This window comes from Roseateles sp. So40a (genome assembly GCF_048081605.1).
Lineage (GTDB): Bacteria > Pseudomonadota > Gammaproteobacteria > Burkholderiales > Burkholderiaceae_C > Roseateles.
The window spans coordinates 41,284-57,390 of the sequence record NZ_CP182288.1; the positions used below are offsets into that span (position 1 = coordinate 41,284).

At 69.5% G+C, this 16,107-nt stretch carries 10 protein-coding genes; 4 read left to right on the forward strand and 6 right to left on the reverse strand.

What is annotated here, in order from left to right:
- Positions 1-6 precede the first annotated feature (6 nt).
- The 5 genes from ACNI65_RS00230 to ACNI65_RS00250 all read right to left on the reverse strand — a co-directional run bounded on the left by ACNI65_RS00230 (position 7) and on the right by ACNI65_RS00250 (position 10,198).
- The gene (locus ACNI65_RS00230) at positions 7-1,167 is read right to left on the reverse strand and encodes a serine hydrolase domain-containing protein (RefSeq protein ID WP_416760549.1); all 1,161 of its coding nucleotides are present in this window, start codon (positions 1,165-1,167) and stop codon (positions 7-9) included.
- 114 nt (positions 1,168-1,281) lie between these two features.
- The gene (locus ACNI65_RS00235) at positions 1,282-2,832 is read right to left on the reverse strand and encodes a methyl-accepting chemotaxis protein (protein WP_416760550.1); all 1,551 of its coding nucleotides are present in this window, start codon (positions 2,830-2,832) and stop codon (positions 1,282-1,284) included.
- Between the two features lie 186 nt (positions 2,833-3,018).
- Positions 3,019-4,563 carry a methyl-accepting chemotaxis protein gene (locus ACNI65_RS00240; protein WP_416760551.1) on the reverse strand — a complete coding sequence of 515 codons (1,545 nt, stop codon included), beginning with the start codon at positions 4,561-4,563 and terminating at the stop codon, positions 3,019-3,021.
- Positions 4,564-4,662: 99 nt separating this feature from the next.
- Entirely contained in the window at positions 4,663-7,947 is a 3,285-nt protein-coding gene (icmF, locus tag ACNI65_RS00245) for a fused isobutyryl-CoA mutase/GTPase IcmF (protein WP_416760552.1), read from the reverse strand.
- Between the two features lie 184 nt (positions 7,948-8,131).
- A complete protein-coding gene (locus ACNI65_RS00250) occupies positions 8,132-10,198 on the reverse strand; it encodes a PEP-CTERM sorting domain-containing protein (protein WP_416760553.1) in 2,067 nt (688 codons plus the stop codon).
- A gap of 174 nt (positions 10,199-10,372) precedes the next feature.
- Here ACNI65_RS00250 and ACNI65_RS00255 point away from each other — a divergent pair, with 174 nt between their 5' ends.
- The 4 genes from ACNI65_RS00255 to ACNI65_RS00270 all read left to right on the forward strand — a co-directional run bounded on the left by ACNI65_RS00255 (position 10,373) and on the right by ACNI65_RS00270 (position 14,332).
- Positions 10,373-10,999, forward strand: a complete 627-nt coding sequence (locus ACNI65_RS00255; protein WP_416760554.1) for an ANTAR domain-containing response regulator — start codon at positions 10,373-10,375, stop codon at positions 10,997-10,999.
- Between the two features lie 336 nt (positions 11,000-11,335).
- Complete coding sequence (locus ACNI65_RS00260; RefSeq protein WP_416760555.1) at positions 11,336-12,556, forward strand: CmpA/NrtA family ABC transporter substrate-binding protein; 1,221 nt, start codon at positions 11,336-11,338, stop codon at positions 12,554-12,556.
- An 18-nt stretch (positions 12,557-12,574) separates the two neighbouring features.
- Positions 12,575-13,489: a nitrate ABC transporter permease gene (gene ntrB, locus ACNI65_RS00265; RefSeq protein ID WP_416760556.1), complete on the forward strand. Its 915-nt coding sequence runs from the start codon at positions 12,575-12,577 to the stop codon at positions 13,487-13,489.
- A gap of 39 nt (positions 13,490-13,528) precedes the next feature.
- On the forward strand, positions 13,529-14,332 hold the full coding sequence (locus ACNI65_RS00270) for an ABC transporter ATP-binding protein (protein WP_416760557.1): 804 nt from the start codon (positions 13,529-13,531) through the stop codon (positions 14,330-14,332).
- A gap of 180 nt (positions 14,333-14,512) precedes the next feature.
- On the opposite strand, the gene ACNI65_RS00275 is transcribed toward ACNI65_RS00270, so the two are convergent.
- A complete protein-coding gene (locus ACNI65_RS00275) occupies positions 14,513-15,868 on the reverse strand; it encodes a type IV pili methyl-accepting chemotaxis transducer N-terminal domain-containing protein (RefSeq protein ID WP_416760558.1) in 1,356 nt (451 codons plus the stop codon).
- Positions 15,869-16,107 lie beyond the last annotated feature (239 nt).

Genomic DNA, 16,107 nt, shown 5'->3' on the forward strand with positions numbered 1-16,107 from the left:
AACCGCTCACCTCGGCCAGCTCGCCGCCTTCTCGCCGTATTCCCAGACGAAGGGCACGCCGGTGTCGCCGAGCAGCCGGCGCACCAGCGATGGATAAAGCCGCTCCGCCATCACGTCGTTGGACAGCAGCACCACGCACGCTCGGCGGCGCTCCACGCACACCATCGTGTTGCCCGTCTGGTCGTCGTGGCCGCCCTTGAAGTAGCCCGGCCCCTGCGGACCATCGAACACCACCATGCCCAGCCCCGCCGCCAGGCCCGCCTTTCGCTGCGCCACTGGCAGCTCCGGCTGCAGCGTCGGGAACTGCGAGGCCGTCGTGATCGGCGCCACCGGCCGTGTCATGTCCGCGCGGCCCTCGCGCCGGAGGCCATCCCCCCGCACCAGTCCCGCCGCGAAGCGCGCGAAGTCCTCGATCGTCGTGTCCATCGACCCCGCCGCACGCACACGGCTGCGCGGATCGTGCGGCTTCCACTGGCGGTCCTCGGTCACACCGTCCGCCAGGTTCACGCCGAAGTCCGCACGCCACTTCATGCTCGTCATCGTCATGCCGAAGCGGTCGAAGACGCGTCGCTGCATCTCCTGGCCCAGGTCCAGCTTCAGCTTGCCCTGCTCGAGCACGAACTGCAGCAGGATCAGTCCCTCGCCCGAATACGCGTACCTCGCGCCCGGATCGAAATGGAATCGCAGCTTGCCGTCCGGCTCCAGGAACGCGAAGTTGGCGAAGCCGCTGCGATGCGTCAGCAGGATGCGCGGCGTCAGCGCGCGCCAGCGCTCATCACCGCGCAGATCCGGCCACGGACCGTAGCGCGAGTCCTTCGGATACTCGGGCAGCGGCCGGTCCAGCAGCGTCGCGATCGACGCGTCCAGATCGATCAGACCCTCGTCCGCCAGCTGCCGCACCGTGTAGGCGAAGACCGTCTTGGTCAGCGACGCGCCATACATCACCGTGCCGGTCTGCAACGCCAGACCCTGCGCGTTGCGATGGCCGTAGCTGCGCACCGTGCGCACCTGCCCATCCTCGATCACCGCGAGCGCCAGCCCCTTCACCTCGCCCTTGGCCATCGCGTCGCGGATCGTCGCCTCGGCCAGCTCCAGGTCGGTCGGACCCTTGGGCGCGGAGCCGCAGCCCGCGAGGATCAGCGTCGAGACCAGCGCGGTGAAGGCCACGCGCAGGGATCGACGGGCAGGGGATCGAAGGGCTGGGGAGCGGCGGATCGACAAGGACATGGGTGGAGGTCGCCGCGTCGCCGCGGACGTGTGGAGTGAAAGGAAGTCACGAGGTCACGCGGACAGCCGGAAGGTGCTGACCAGCGCGTTGAGCTGCTCGGCCTGTGAGCGCAGGCTGCCCGCGGCCGCGGCCGATTCCTCGACCAGCGCCGCGTTCTGCTGCGTCATCTCGTCGAGCCGCTGCACGGCGACGTTGACCTGGCCGATGCCGTCCTTCTGCTCGGCGGCGGCCGTGGCGATCTCGCCGACGATGTCGGCCACGCGGCGCACGCCTTGGACGATCTCGCCCATCGCCGTGCCCGCGTCCTGCACCAGCCGCGTGCCGGTGTCCACTCGGGTCACGCTCTCGCCGATCAGCGCCTTGATCTCCTTGGCCGCGCCCGCCGAGCGCTGCGCCAGCGCGCGCACCTCGCCGGCCACGACCGCGAATCCGCGACCCTGCTCGCCCGCGCGCGCCGCTTCGACGGCCGCGTTCAGCGCCAGGATGTTGGTCTGGAACGCGATCCCGTCGATGACCCCGATGATGTCGTTGATCCGGCGCGAGCTCGACTCGATCTGCTGCATCACCTCGACGACCTCGCCCACGACGTCGCCGCCCTTGGACGCCGACACGCGCGTCGCGCTGACCAGCTCGTTGGCCTGCTGCGCGGAACTCGCCGTGTGCGCCACCGTCCCGGTGAGCTGCTCCATCGACGACGCGGTCTGCTGCAGGTTGGACGCCGTCGCCTCGGTGCGCGCGGACAGGTCCTGGTTGCCGGTGGCGATCTCCTGCGTCGCCACGTTGATCGTCTCGGTGCCGTCGCGCACCTGACGCACCATGCGCCGCAGCGAGTCCTGCATGGCGCTGAGCTCGCGCAGCAGCACGCCGATCTCGTCGCTGCGGTCGACGTGGATGTCCTGGCTGAGATCGCCGCTGGCGATGGTCTGCGCGACCGCGCCGGCCCGCACCATCGGCGCCCGCACCGACTGCGTGATGCGCCACGCGATGAAGATGCCCAGCACGATCGCAATGCCGGTCAGCGACAACATCAGCGTCGCGGCCTGCAGCGCCTGTTCCCGCTGCTTCGCGGCGAAGGCCTCGGTGTCCTCGGAGATCAGCGAGACGAGCTTCTCGACCGAGGCCAGGTATCGCGTGGCCGCCGGGATCAGCGTCTGGTCCACCTGACGCGCGCCGGCCTCGGGATCGACCTTGATCGCGGCCATCACGCCCTTGCGGATGTCGACGTAGCGCTGGCGGTCATCGGCGATGACGGGCAGTTGCGCCTTCTGCTCGGGGTCGTCGATGGCCTTCTCGAGCTCCGCCTGGAACTGGTTGATGCGCTCGGTCGTGCGCGTCATCTCGCCGGACAGGAAGCTGCTCAAGCCCTCGTGCCCGCCGGACTTGGCCATCGCCATCACGCGGTTGAGGTTGAGCTCGGTCGCGGCCCGCCAGTTCGTGGCCATCAGCCGGCGCTGCTCCAGCGCATGCAGCTCGTCGCTGAGCCGCACCATCTCGCGCAGTTTCAGCACGCCCACGCCGGTCATCAGCGCGGCCATCGCGAGCACCGCCGCGAAACCGACCTGCAGCAGCGTGGTGATCTTCATCCGATTCAGAGCCTGCAGCATGGCGCACTCCTACGACGTCGATGCGATCGATTATGGGAGTGCCCCTCCAGGGCGGCAACACGCGGGTGAACCCGGCCCCCCCGGGCCGGGGGCGACACGTGACCCCGAATGGTCTCGAATGACCCTGGATGGCCCCGGGCACGCCCGAGCACGCGCGCGCACGCCCGAGCGCGGGATCCTGCGCGATCAAGCGAGCCGGAACACGCGCACCAGCTCCGCGAGCTCCTTGGCCTGCTGCTGCAGGCTGTCCGCGGCGGCGCTGCTCTCCTCGACGAGCGCGGCGTTCTGCTGCGTCACCTGGTCGAGCTGCGTCACGGCCTGGCCGATCTGCTGGATGCCGCGCGACTGCTCGTGGCTCGCCGAGGCGATCTCGCCGATCAGCACGCTGACCTGGCGCACCTGCTCGACGATGCCCTGCATGGCCGAGCCCGCCTCATCGGCCAGGCCCGAGCCCGACTGCACCTGCTCGACGCTGCGGCCGATCAGCGCCTTGATCTCGCGCGCGGCCTGAGCCGAACGCTGGGCCAGCGCGCGGACCTCGGACGCCACCACCGCGAAGCCCTTGCCCTGCTCGCCGGCGCGGGCCGCCTCGACCGCCGCGTTCAGCGCGAGGATGTTGGTCTGGAACGCGATGCCGTCGATCACGCCGATGATGTCGGCGATCTGGCGCGACGAGGTGCTGATGTCCTGCATCGTGCGCACCACCTGCTCGACGACCCCGCCGCCCTGGCCGGCGGCCTGCGCCGCCCGCGTGGCCAGCGCATCGGCCTGACCGGCCGTGGATGCGTTGTTCTGGACGGTGCTCGTGAGCTCCTCCATCGATGCCGCGGTCTGCTGCAGGCTGCTGGCCTGCTCCTCGGTGCGCTGGCTGAGGTCCAGGCTGCCGGTGGCGATCTCGCTGGAGCCGGTGGCGATGCTCTCGCTGCTGTTGCGCACCCGGCTGACGATGTCGCGCAGCGAGCCCGCCATCGCGCCCAGCGCCGAGATCAGCCGCGCCGCCTCGTCCTCGCCCGGCGTGGCCTGGCGGCTGCGCAGGTCGCCTTGGGCGACCGCCTCGGCGAAGGTGACGGCCTCCGCCATCGGCGCGGTGATGGAGCGCGTGGTCAGCAACCCGGCGCCGGTGGCCACGAGGATCGCGATGATCGCCGCCGCGATGCTCCAGCCGCGCACCGACGCGGCGGTGGCCTCGGCGGCGTGGAAGGATTCGGCGCCCACGCGCACCTGCAGCGCGAGCAGCGCGTCGATCGCCGTCTTGGCCTGGGCGCCCAGCGCGACGATGCGGTCGTTGTAGATCGCCTGCGCCTTGGCGACATCGCCGGCCTGCACGGCGTCGCGCGCGGGCAGCAGGCCCTGGCGCACGTAGTTGCCGCGGACCTCGGCGAAGGCGTTGGCGAGCTGCTTCTCCTCATCGGTGAGGTAGGTGGACATGTAGTCCTTCCACAACCCGGTGATGGTGGCGACGTTGGCCTGCAGCTGCGTGTCGAGCGCGCCGAGCTGCGCTGGGTCCCGGATCATCTCGGTGACGAGGATCCGGTTGCGCAGCATCAGGCTGTCGATGTCGCCGATCTGCTTGAGCGGGATCGTGCGGTCCTCGTAGATCGTCTTGAGGTCGGCGAACACGCGGCCGCTGCCGCGGATGCCCAGCGCCGAGACGGCGAGGATGAGCACCAGCATCAGCCCGAAGGCCAGGGACAGGCGCTTGCCGGTGGTGAAGCGTCGCAGGAAGGTCATGGCGGTCTCCGTCGGGTCTTGTGATCGACTCCCTGGAGACCGATTGCACGATGCGTGCCAGCGGTTGCGGTATCCCGCGCCTGGGGGACACCGCGCGGGTCACATGCTGCGCCGGTACTGCCCGCCCACCTCGAACAGCGCCGCCGTGATCTGGCCCAGCGAGCATACGCGTACGGCGTCCATCAGCACGTCGAAGACGTTGCCGTTGTCGATCACCGCCTGCTGCAGCCGCTTGAGCATCGCGGGCGCCTGCGCCGCGTGGCGCGTGTGGAAGTCCGCGAGGCGCGTGAGCTGGCTCTGCTTTTCCTCGTCGGTGGAGCGCGCCAGCTCGATGTGCTCGGGCACCGGGTCGCCATGCGGGTTGCGGAAGGTGTTCACGCCGATGATGGGGTACTCGCCGGTGTGCTTCAGCATCTCGTAGTGCAGCGACTCCTCCTGGATCTTGCTGCGCTGGTAGCCCGTCTCCATCGCGCCCAGCACGCCGCCGCGCTCGGCGATGCGCTCGAACTCGGCCAGCACCGCCTCCTCCACCAGCTCGGTCATCTCCTCGATGATGAACGCGCCCTGGCTGGGGTTCTCGTTCTTCGCCAGGCCCCATTCGCGGTTGATGATCAGCTGGATGGCCATCGCGCGGCGCACCGATTCCTCGGTGGGCGTGGTGATCGCCTCGTCGTAGGCGTTGGTGTGCAGCGAGTTGCAGTTGTCGTAGATCGCGATCAACGCCTGCAGCGTGGTGCGGATGTCGTTGAAGGCGATCTCCTGCGCGTGCAGCGAGCGGCCCGAGGTCTGGATGTGGTACTTCAGCTTCTGGCTGCGCTCGTTGGCGCCGTACTTGTCGCGCATCGCCACGGCCCAGATGCGGCGCGCGACGCGGCCCAGCACGGTGTACTCCGGGTCCATGCCGTTGCTGAAGAAGAAGCTCAGGTTGGGCGCGAAGTCGTCGATGTGCATCCCGCGCGCCAGGTAGGCCTCCACGAAGGTGAAGCCGTTGGACAGCGTGAACGCGAGCTGCGAGATCGGATTCGCGCCCGCCTCGGCGATGTGATAACCGCTGATCGACACCGAGTAGAAGTTGCGCACGTCATGGTTGACGAAGTACTGCGCGATGTCGCCCATCACCTTGAGCGAGAACTCGGTCGAGAAGATGCAGGTGTTCTGGCCCTGGTCTTCCTTGAGGATGTCGGCCTGCACGGTGCCGCGCACGTTGGCCAGCACCCAGGCGCGGATCTTGGCGGCCTCGTCGGCGGTCGGGTCGCGGCCGTTGTCCGACTTGAACTTCGTGAGCTGCTGGTCGATGGCGGTGTTCATGAACATCGCCAGGATCGACGGCGCCGGGCCGTTGATCGTCATCGACACCGAGGTCGTCGGGTTGCACAGGTCGAAGCCGTCGTACAGGACCTTCATGTCCTCCAGCGTCGCGATGCTGACGCCCGAGTTGCCGACCTTGCCGTAGATGTCGGGCCGGGGCGCGGGGTCCGCGCCGTAGAGCGTGACCGAGTCGAAGGCCGTGGACAGGCGCTTGGCGGGCATGCCCTCGGACACCAGCTTGAATCGCCGGTTGGTGCGGAACGCGTCGCCCTCGCCGGCGAACATGCGGGTGGGGTCCTCGCCCTCGCGCTTGAACGCGAAGACACCGGCCGTGTACGGGAAGCTGCCCGGCACGTTCTCCAGCATCAGCCACTTCAGCAGCTCGCCCTGGTCCTCGTAGGGCGGCAGCACGACCTTGCGGATCTTGGTGCCCGACAGCGAGCTCGACACCAGCGCGGTGCGGATCTCCTTGTCGCGGATCTTCACGACGTACTCGTCGCCCGCGTAGGCCTGCTGCATCGCGGGCCACTGCGTGAGCAGCTGACGCGCGTCGGCATCGAGCCTGTCCTGACGCGCGGCGGCCAGCGCCTGCAGCGCGCCGACATCGGCTTGCGCATCGGCCTGGCCGAGCATCGCGGCGCTGGCGCTCAGCTGCTGGATCTCACGCGCCAGGCGGGCCTGGGCGCGGGCGCGCTTCTTGTACGAGCGCACCGCGTCGCTGATCTCGGCGAGGTAACGCGCGCGCGCCGGCGGCACGATGGGCGTCTGGTGGGTGCTGAAACGCGTGGCGGCCACGGGCAGGCGGCCGTCGGTCAGATGCAGGCCCAGCTCGGCCAGGCGCGGCTTGAGCGCCTGGTAGAGCGCGGTGACGCCGTCGTCGTTGAAGCGGCTGGCCATCGTGCCGAAGACGGGCATGTCCTCGGCCTTCTTGCCCCAGGCTTCCTTGTTGCGCTGCACCTGCTTGGCGACGTCGCGCCAGGCATCGGCCGCGCCCTTGCGGTCGAACTTGTTGATCGCGACGAACTCGGCGAAGTCCAGCATGTCGATCTTCTCGAGCTGGCTGGCCGCGCCGAATTCCGGCGTCATCACATACATCGGCACGTCCACGTGCGGCACGATCGCCGCGTCGCCCTGGCCGATGCCCGAGGTCTCGACGATCACGAGGTCGAAGCCGGCCACCTTGGCCGCGGCGATCACATCGGGCAGCGCCTGCGAGATCTCCGAGCCGAAGTCGCGCGTGGCCAGCGAGCGCATGTAGACCCGCGATCCCGCCGCCCACGGCGCGATCGCGTTCATGCGGATGCGGTCGCCCAACAGCGCGCCGCCGCTCTTGCGGCGCGACGGGTCGATGGAGATGACCGCGATGCGCAGCGCGTCGTCCTGGTCCAGGCGCAGGCGGCGGATGAGTTCGTCGGTCAACGAGGACTTGCCGGCGCCGCCGGTGCCCGTGATGCCCAGCACCGGGGTGCGCAGGCCCTTGGCGGCGTCGCGCAGCGCCTGCGTGAACGCGGCGTCGGCGCGGCCGTTCTCCAGCGCGGTGATGGCCTGCGCGAGCGCGCGCCAGGCTGATTCCGTGTGGCCCTGCAGCGCGGCGACCCCGGTCGGCGCGGCGCCGCTCAGGTCCTGGTCGCAGCGCATGACCATCTCGCCGATCATTCCCTGCAGGCCCATGCGCTGGCCGTCCTCGGGACTGAAGATGCGCACGCCCTGGTCGGCCAGGTCGCGGATCTCGGCCGGGACGATCACACCGCCGCCGCCGCCGAAGACCTGGATCCTGTCGCCGCCACGCGCGCGCAGCAGCTCCACCATGTACTTGAAGTATTCGACGTGGCCGCCCTGATAGGAGCTCACCGCGATGCCCTGCGCGTCTTCCTGCAGCGCGGCGGTGACGACCTCGTCGACCGAGCGGTTGTGGCCCAGGTGGATCACTTCCGCGCCCATGCCCTGCAGGATGCGCCGCATGATGTTGATGGCCGCGTCGTGCCCGTCGAACAGGCTGGCGGCGGTCACGAAGCGGACCTTCTGGGTGGGGCGGTACTCGGCCAGGGCCTTGTACTCGGCGGACATCTCGGTCATGACGTGTGTCTCCAGCGCGGGCCGTCGGCTCGTGGCCGCGGCGCTCTTGTTCTGGTTGAACGGGCTCTCGATCCGATTGGATCGGGAAACTGCGCCGGATTCTAGAGGTCGATTGACGTTAACGTAAACGGGAGTGGCCTGACGTGTGGGGCAACTGGAGGTGAATCTTCATCAGGAACGAGGGTTAACCCTCGGAAGAGCGAGCCGCGCCGGCACGCCGCCGGGCGAGGGCCCCCAGGAGGACGAGCCCGACGGCCATCAAACCCCAGGTGGCGGGTTCAGGCACCGCGGCGACGGCGAGGGATCGCGCGTAGTCCACGCCGGCGGCGTTCAGCGCGGTGAACCCGGTCACCGCGTTGCCCTGCGCGTCGTACACGCTGCCGATGCCATCCCAGTACATGCTGCGCGTCGCGTCGGTTGTCATCGCGCTGTATCCGCTGAAGGACGCGGGGTTCTCGCCGGTGGACACGACGCCCAGCACCCAGGCGGACAGGCTCATCTCGAGCCGGATTGGTTCCCCGAAGATGAAGTCGACGCCCATCCATCCCGCTTCGGACGTGCCGCGGGTCATCTCCTCGATCGAGTGCTCGCCGTTGTGCAGCTTGTCCAGCCGATAGGTGGTCTGCCAGAACTGGCCGGGATTGGGGCCCGGCCAACCGTCAGGCGGCTGGGGCATCGGATCGGGCACGCCCGACGCGACGACGCTCAGCGAGGACGACCAGTCCGTGTCGGCCATGTACAGGTGGCCCTCGTCGAGCGGCTGCCCCGGCCGGTACTCCCTCGAGGTCAGCGCATCAAGTGCGACGTGGAAGGTCATCGAGCCTCGGGTGCCCGGCGTGCAGGTGCCGCACTGGATGACGAAGCTGTCCGCCAGCGACGACGTGACGTTGCCGGTGACATAGACGCCCTGCTGCCCGTTCCGCGCGGTGAGCTCGGTCGATCCCTTGGCGAAGGCCTGCAGGTGGCCGTAGCGGGCGGAGCCCCATCCTTCGATCCGCGCGTCGAAGCTCAGGCTGGCGTCGCTGAAGCCGACCGCATCGGTGAAGCCGCGCACCTCGCCGAGCGCGCTCTCGCCACCGCCTTGGCCAGTGCGTCCGTTCGTGCCGGGGGCGCCGACCTCGTAGAGATAGCTCACGCCGAAGGCCGGCGTGGGTGCGGGTTGGGCCAGCGCCGCGTTGCCCAGCGTCAGAGCGCCCAGGATCGCCACCGTCGGCGCGACCGCACGTGTGACGGCAGTCCTGGCGCGAGGCGTCCGCGAGCGGCGCCGGGCGATCATGCCCAGCAAGCCGAGGCCAACGCCCATCAGCGCCCAGGTGCCGGGCTCGGGCACGACGCCGAGCGCGGCCGCGTAGTTGACGCCATCGCCATTGAGCGCGGTGAAGGCGGACACCCGCTGCCCGGACGCGTCGTAGACCTCGGAGATGCCGTCCCAGGTGAAGCTGTGCGAGAAGTCCGCGAAGCTCGTCGATCGCAGCGAGCCGGCGAAATCGGTGTCGCCGGGGTTCAGCCAGGCCGAGGTCTCCAGCACCACGTTCCAGCTCATGCTGATGGGACGCCCGAACTCGAATTCGAAAAAGTAGTCGTACTCGCCCAGGCCCTCACGGCCGCTGCCCTGCACGACGTTGTCGTTGTGCATGGTCCGTGATTCATAGGCGTTCAGGGCCAGAGTGCCCGGACCGGGAAGCTCCATGGCGACGCCTTCCGCGCGCATCGACAGGTTGGTCGCCCAGTAGTCCTGCATCCAGCGCCCGGGCGCGTCGGCGGCGGGCTGGCCGGCCGTGTCGGTGGCGGCGTGGGTCAGAGCGATGTCGCCAGCGAGCGTGACCTTGAAATGCATGGTGCCGCGCGTGCCGTCCGTGCAGCTGGGGCAGGTGATGACGAAGGCGTCGTTGAGGCTGGCCTCCGCGCGTGCCGTGGCCGAGGCGCCCGGTTGCGTGGCGACGGACTGCTGCAGCGTCTGGCTGAACGAGGCGAGCGCGAGGTGCCCGTAGCTCGCGCTCGCCCAGGCCGAGCCGGTCACCGTCTGCGTCGCACCGGACACCGTGTCGGTGAGCGTCGAGCGCGCGCCCGTCGTGGCGTGCTGCTGGTGGATGACGGGATCGAGGCTGCCGCGTTCATCGTGACGCAGGGCAGTGTCGATGATCACGCGCGCGGTGGCGGTGAACTCGGCGGCGTGGGCGATGCCGCTGGTCAGCGACAGCAGCGCGGCCAGCAGGATGGAGGTGTGGATAGGGCGCGGGGCAAGGCGCATGGATGTCTCCCTGGCGGCGTGGTCACCGCTCGGTTGCGAAGTTAAGACGAAGTGAGGATTCGCGCGGCCCCTTCTTGGGAGGACCCCGGGCACGCCGGTTGCGTTGACGCAGGCGCGCCGTTTGCCAGTGGCCTGCGCGATCTGCCTCGGCACGGAACTTGCGCCGAGCCCCTCGTGAAGCCGCCGCCCGCCTCCGACGCCAGCCCGCCGCCCGCGCAAGCCGGGCTGCGCGTGCTGCTGATCGACGACGGCGCGCATCGTGTCGATCTGCTCCGCGACGAGCTCGCGCGCCAAGGGCACGAGGTGGTCGGCGTGATCGAGCAGGCGACCTTGATCCACGACTGCGTGCTGCGGCTGCAGCCCGACGTGGTCATCGTCGATGCCGAGTCCCCGACGCGCGACACGCTGGAGAACCTCGCCACGCTGTCCGCGCGAATGCCGCGACCGGTGATCGTCTTCGCCGAGGACGAGGACCGCGGCCCGATGCGTCGCGCGATCCAGGCCGGCGTGAGCGCCTATGTCGTCGCGGGGCTGCAGTCGCAGCGGCTGGCGCCGGTGCTGCACGTGGCGATCGCGCGTTTCGAGCAGGACCTCGCGCTGCGCGAGGAGCTCAACAAGGCGCAGGCGCAGCTCGCCGGACGGAAGGTCGTGGACAAGGCCAAGGGCATCCTGATGCGCGAGCAGGGCTTGGCGGAGGAGCAGGCCTACCAGCGCCTGCGCAAGCTCGCGATGGACCGCGGCGAGCCGATCGCGCAGGTGGCCCAGCGCGTGATCGACGCGCACGATCTGCTGCGCGGCTGATCGGGACCGTCGCGGTCCGTCACGGTGCATCGCACCGCGACGGCGCACCGATGCCGCCGGACAGTGCACGCCATCGGCCATCGCGGGCCTTCACGGGCCCTCGCGGGGCATTCGCGCGAGTGCTCCCGGGCCCGCTCCCCGGGCAACAGCGCTGGCACGCTTCATGCGAGAGGCTGCGTGTGTCTCCACAACGGCGTGGGGACCGTTCGAGGATCTGGACAAAGGCGTCCGACTGGTTGCGCGTCAACACGCGCAGCGGTCGTGACGCCTTTTTTGTTTTCCGCTGAGGTTTTCCGCTGGAGGTCTTGAATGCAACACGGTTCCAAGGAGGGTCTGATGAGCGCTGAGCGTCGCAAGCTGCTCGCCGCCGGCGCGGCGCTGGGCGGGCTGTCCGCGCTGCCGGGCGGCGCGTATGCCGCGGGCTCGGACAAGCCGGAGAAGGAGGAGGTCCGCATCGGCTTCATCCCGCTGACCGACTGCGCGTCGGTGGTGATGGCCGCGGCGCTGGGCTTCGACAAGAAGTACGGGATCAGGATCGTCCCGACCAAGGAGGCCTCGTGGGCGGGCGTGCGCGACAAGCTCGTCAACGGCGAGCTCGACATGGCCCATGTGCTCTACGGCCTGATCTATGGCGTGCATCTCGGCGTGGCCGGTCCGAAGAAGGACATGGCCGTGCTGATGACGCTCAACAACAACGGCCAGGCGATCACGCTGTCCAAGAAGCTCGCGGAGGCCGGCGCGGTCGATGCCGCCTCGCTCGCCAAGGTGATGCAGAAGGACAAGCGCGACTACACCTTCGCGCAGACCTTCCCGACCGGCACGCATGCGATGTGGATCTATTACTGGCTGGCCGCCGCGGGTGTGAACCCGATGAAGGACGCCAAGGTGATCACCGTGCCGCCGCCGCAGATGGTGGCCAACATGCGGGTGGGCAACATGGACGGCTTCTGCGTCGGCGAGCCGTGGAACCACCGCGCGATCATCGATGGCATCGGCATCACCGCGGCCACCACGCAGGACATCTGGCAGGACCATCCGGAGAAGGTGCTCGGCACCACCGGAGACTTCGTCAAGAAATATCCCAACACCGCGCGCGCGGTGATCATGGCGGTGCTCGAGGCCGGGCGCTGGATCGACGCGAGTCTGTCCAACAAGCAGAAGATGGCCGAGACGATCGCCGACAAGGCCTATGTCAACACGAGCGTCGACGCGATCAACCAGCGCATCCTGGGCCGTTACCAGAACGGCCTGGGCAAGACCTGGGACGACCCCCACCACATGAAGTTCTTCAACGACGGGCAGGTCAACTTCCCCTGGCTGTCCGACGGCATGTGGTTCCTCACGCAGCACAAGCGCTGGGGCCTGATCAAGGAGCATCCGGACTACCTGGGCGTGGCGCGTCAGATCAACCAGGTGGCGCTCTACAAGACCGCGGCGTCGGCGCTGGGCGTGCCGGTGCCCAAGGACTCGATGCGGTCGACCCGGCTCTTCGACGGCGTGGTCTGGGACGGCAAGGATCCGGCCAAGTACGCCGACAGCTTCAAGGTGCGCGCCTGATCGGCGCAGGAGTCGACCATGGTCAGTGCTGTCTTCCACTCGCCCACCGATCCCGCCGCCGAGCCGGTGAGCGTCTCGGTCGCCACGCCGCAGCCCTTGTCGCGCCCGGCTGCAGCGCCGTCCGCTTCGCCTGTCGTCGAGCGGCCTCCGCGCGCTGGCATCGACTGGCGCGCGGTCTGGATGCGCGTGCTGCCGCCGGTGCTCGGCCTGGGCCTGCTGTGGCTGGTGTGGTTCGTCGCGACGCTCAAGCCCGGCCCGTTCCCGACGCCGGCCGAGACCTGGGCGGCCGCGGTGCAGCTCTTCGCCGATCCGTTCTATCGCAACGGGCCCAACGATCAGGGCATCGGCTGGAACGTGCTCAATTCGCTGCAGCGCGTGGGACTGGGCTTCGGCCTGGCGGCGGCGGTGGGCATTCCGCTGGGCTTCGTGATCGGGCGATTCGAATTCGCGAGCCGCATGCTGTCGCCGCTGATCAGCCTGCTCAAGCCGGTGTCGCCGCTGGCGTGGCTGCCCATCGGGCTGCTGGTCTTCAAGAGCGCGAACCCGGCGGCGATCTGGACCATCTTCATCTGCTCGATCTGGCCGATGGTGGTCAACACCGCGGTGGGCGTGCAGCGCGTGCCGCAGGACTACCTCAACGTCGCGCGCGTGCTGCGGCTGTCGGAGTGGAAGCTGGTGACGCGCATCCTGTTCCCGGCGGTGCTGCCCTACATGCTGACCGGCGTGCGGCTGTCCGTGGGCACCGCGTGGCTGGTGATCGTCGCCGCGGAGATGCTGACCGGCGGCGTGGGCATCGGCTTCTGGGTCTGGGACGAGTGGAACAACCTCAACGTGCGGCACATCCTCATCGCGATCTTCGTGATCGGGATCGTGGGGCTGCTGCTGGAGTGGGCGCTGATGGCGCTGGCCAGGCGCTTCTCCTTCGACGATTGACCTGGCGACTGATCCGTTCCCTCACATCAGGAGACCACGATGAGCACTCCCTTCATTCAAGTGCAGCGGGCCGAGATGGTGTTCTCGACGCGCAAGGGCCGATTCCATGCGCTGCGCGACATCGATCTGGACATCGCCAAGGGCGAGTTCGTCACGCTGATCGGCCATTCGGGTTGCGGCAAGTCGACGCTGCTGAACCTGATCGCCGGGCTGCTGCGGCCCACCGGCGGCGGACTGCTGTGTGACGGCCGCGAGATCGCGGGCCCGGGGCCTGAACGCGCGGTGGTGTTCCAGAACCATTCGCTGTTGCCGTGGCTGAGCTGCTTCGACAACGTGCTGCTGGCGGTGGAGTCGGTCTTCGGCGGGCATGAGCTGCGCAAGCGGCTGATGGCGCGGACCGAGGAGGCGCTGCAGCTCGTGGGCATGGGGCATGCGATGTTCAAGCGGCCGCACGAGATCTCGGGCGGCATGAAGCAGCGCGTGGGCATCGCGCGGGCGCTGGCGATGCAGCCGAAGGTGCTGCTGATGGATGAGCCCTTCGGCGCGCTGGATGCGCTGACGCGGGCGCACCTGCAGGATGAGCTGCTGAAGATCGTCGCGGAGACGCACAGCACGGTGGTGATGGTCACGCACGATGTGGACGAGGCGGTGCTGCTGTCGGACCGGATCGTGATGATGACCAACGGGCCCGCGGCGACGATCGGGGAGATCCTGCCGGTCGGGCTGGCGCGACCGCGCGATCGTGTCGCGCTCGCGGAGGATCCGGCGTATGTGCACGCGCGCAAGGCGGTGATCGACTTCCTGTACACGCGGCATCGGCACGTGGAGGCCAAGGCCGCCTGAGCCAACCGAGATGGGCGGCGAGCCCTCACCCCAACCCCTCTCCCGCTTCGCGGGCGAGGGGCTGCTTCGGCCGGTGCCTGAATGGCTCCCTCGCCCGCGAAGCGGGAGAGGGGCTGCTGCGGCCGGTGCCTGAATGGCTCCCTCGCCCGCGAAGCGGGAGAGGGCGGGGGGTGAGGGCTCTCACCCAAGGATGATCTGCAAGCTCTGCTGGTAATGACCCGTGAGCAAGTCGAGCCGATCAAGCAGCACCTCGCTGCTGCGGGCGAGTCCACCCGCGGCCTCGCGGCCATGCGCGTCGCGCAGGCTGCGCATCAGCCGCAGCCACTCCGCGCCCACCTCCGCCAGCAATGCGCGGATCGCGTCGCTGGACAGCGGCGAGGCCTCCAGCTCCGCCAGTCCCGCCGCGAAGCGATCCAGGCTGTCGAGCAGCACCGCCGGATCCCGCTCCGGCAGCAAGTCCGCGAGCAGCGCTTCCTTCGCCAGCAGCTGGCTCAACATGCGCTGTCGCCCGCACAGGTTGACCACGTGCAGCGGCTTGCCTGCGGCGGCTGCTCCGCTGGCGGCGATCTCCGTGGCGAGCGCATCGGAGCGCGTCAGCAGGTCCTGCGCCGCGGCGTCCGCGGCCACGAGCGCCTCGACGCTCGGCTTGCCTGCCAGCAGCGGCTCCAGCCGATGCCACGCATCGATGACCGCGTCGATGCTGCCCGCCTCCGCGCCACCCGCCTCGGGCTGCGCGCCCAGCAAGGCCGGCAGCCGCGAGAGATTCGCGGCCACTCGCGCGCAGGACTCGTCCTGCAGCGTCTTCGCGCGCTTGACCTCGATGCCGGCGGCGCGCTGCGCCATCAGCTTCACCAGGCGCTGGCTGAGCATGCGCTGCTGGCCGGCCAGGTTGACCGCCTCGGCTCGCTGCGCGGACTGGACCACCGACCGGGCCACCTCGCCCAGTCGCAGGTGCGCATGCATCGCGGCGTCGCGCAGCAACCGGAACGCGCCGTCCTCGTCGAGCTCGCGCGCCGACATGAGCAGGCCCTTGGCCCGCTCGGTCCACTTGCGATCGTCGAGCTGCCCGCGCAGCGCGGAGAAACGCGCCGCCTGCCGCAGCGCCCAGCGCAGCTGGCGATGCAGCTCCTCGGGCTCGGGCATGGCCGTCAGCAGCGTCTGCACGCCCAGCGCCATCGCGCGCTGCTGGAGCGCGTCGGAGAGACACGCGGCGTCAGGCACCACCGCAATGCCCGCCAAGCCGGCGGGGAACGCGGGCACCGCAGCGGCCGCCTCGAGCGCGTCCAGCCAAGCCGGAAGGCCCTGGGCCTCCACGCGCAGCACGAAGGCCTCGATGGCCTGTTCCAGTGCGGCGTGCACCAAGCTGTCGCGTCCGGGCTGGTGCATGGCTGCCACGATCCAGTGCGGCGCTGGCCACGCGGGCGATCCGGCGGCGTCCGCATCGCCGATGAGCAGCACGCGCGCGGGCGTCGCCACGCCATCGTGCGCGACGGCGTTCTCAGAGGGAAGGACGGGCGCGGGGAGGGGCGCTGACATGGGCGCGCAGCATAAGCCCATCGGCGCCGACGTGGCGGTTTTCGATGCGGTGCCGCCCACTGGCACGCGACTTGCGAAGGAAGCGCTGTGGCGCAACGACGCGCCGCATCAGCGCGGGGCTCCGGTCCCGCGGTCTTCGCAACGGAACGCCTGCGGTCCGCTGCCTCATTCGATGGAAGGCCTCGCCGAGCCCAGTGCTCGACGCGGCCTTTTTTCATTTCCAGCCACCTAGCGCCCTA

What these genes read in the sequence shown, in the direction of transcription:
- ACNI65_RS00235 (WP_416760550.1), bottom strand. Translation starts at nt 2,832, where the DNA reads ATGCTGCAGGCTCTGAATCGGATGAAGATCACCACGCTGCTGCAGGTC.
- ACNI65_RS00240 (WP_416760551.1), bottom strand. Translation starts at nt 4,563, where the DNA reads ATGACCTTCCTGCGACGCTTCACCACCGGCAAGCGCCTGTCCCTGGCC.
- icmF (WP_416760552.1), bottom strand. Translation starts at nt 7,947, where the DNA reads ATGACCGAGATGTCCGCCGAGTACAAGGCCCTGGCCGAGTACCGCCCC.
- ACNI65_RS00250 (WP_416760553.1), bottom strand. Translation starts at nt 10,198, where the DNA reads ATGCGCCTTGCCCCGCGCCCTATCCACACCTCCATCCTGCTGGCCGCG.
- ACNI65_RS00260 (WP_416760555.1), top strand. Translation starts at nt 11,336, where the DNA reads ATGAGCGCTGAGCGTCGCAAGCTGCTCGCCGCCGGCGCGGCGCTGGGC.
- ntrB (WP_416760556.1), top strand. Translation starts at nt 12,575, where the DNA reads ATGGTCAGTGCTGTCTTCCACTCGCCCACCGATCCCGCCGCCGAGCCG.
- ACNI65_RS00270 (WP_416760557.1), top strand. Translation starts at nt 13,529, where the DNA reads ATGAGCACTCCCTTCATTCAAGTGCAGCGGGCCGAGATGGTGTTCTCG.
- ACNI65_RS00275 (WP_416760558.1), bottom strand. Translation starts at nt 15,868, where the DNA reads ATGTCAGCGCCCCTCCCCGCGCCCGTCCTTCCCTCTGAGAACGCCGTC.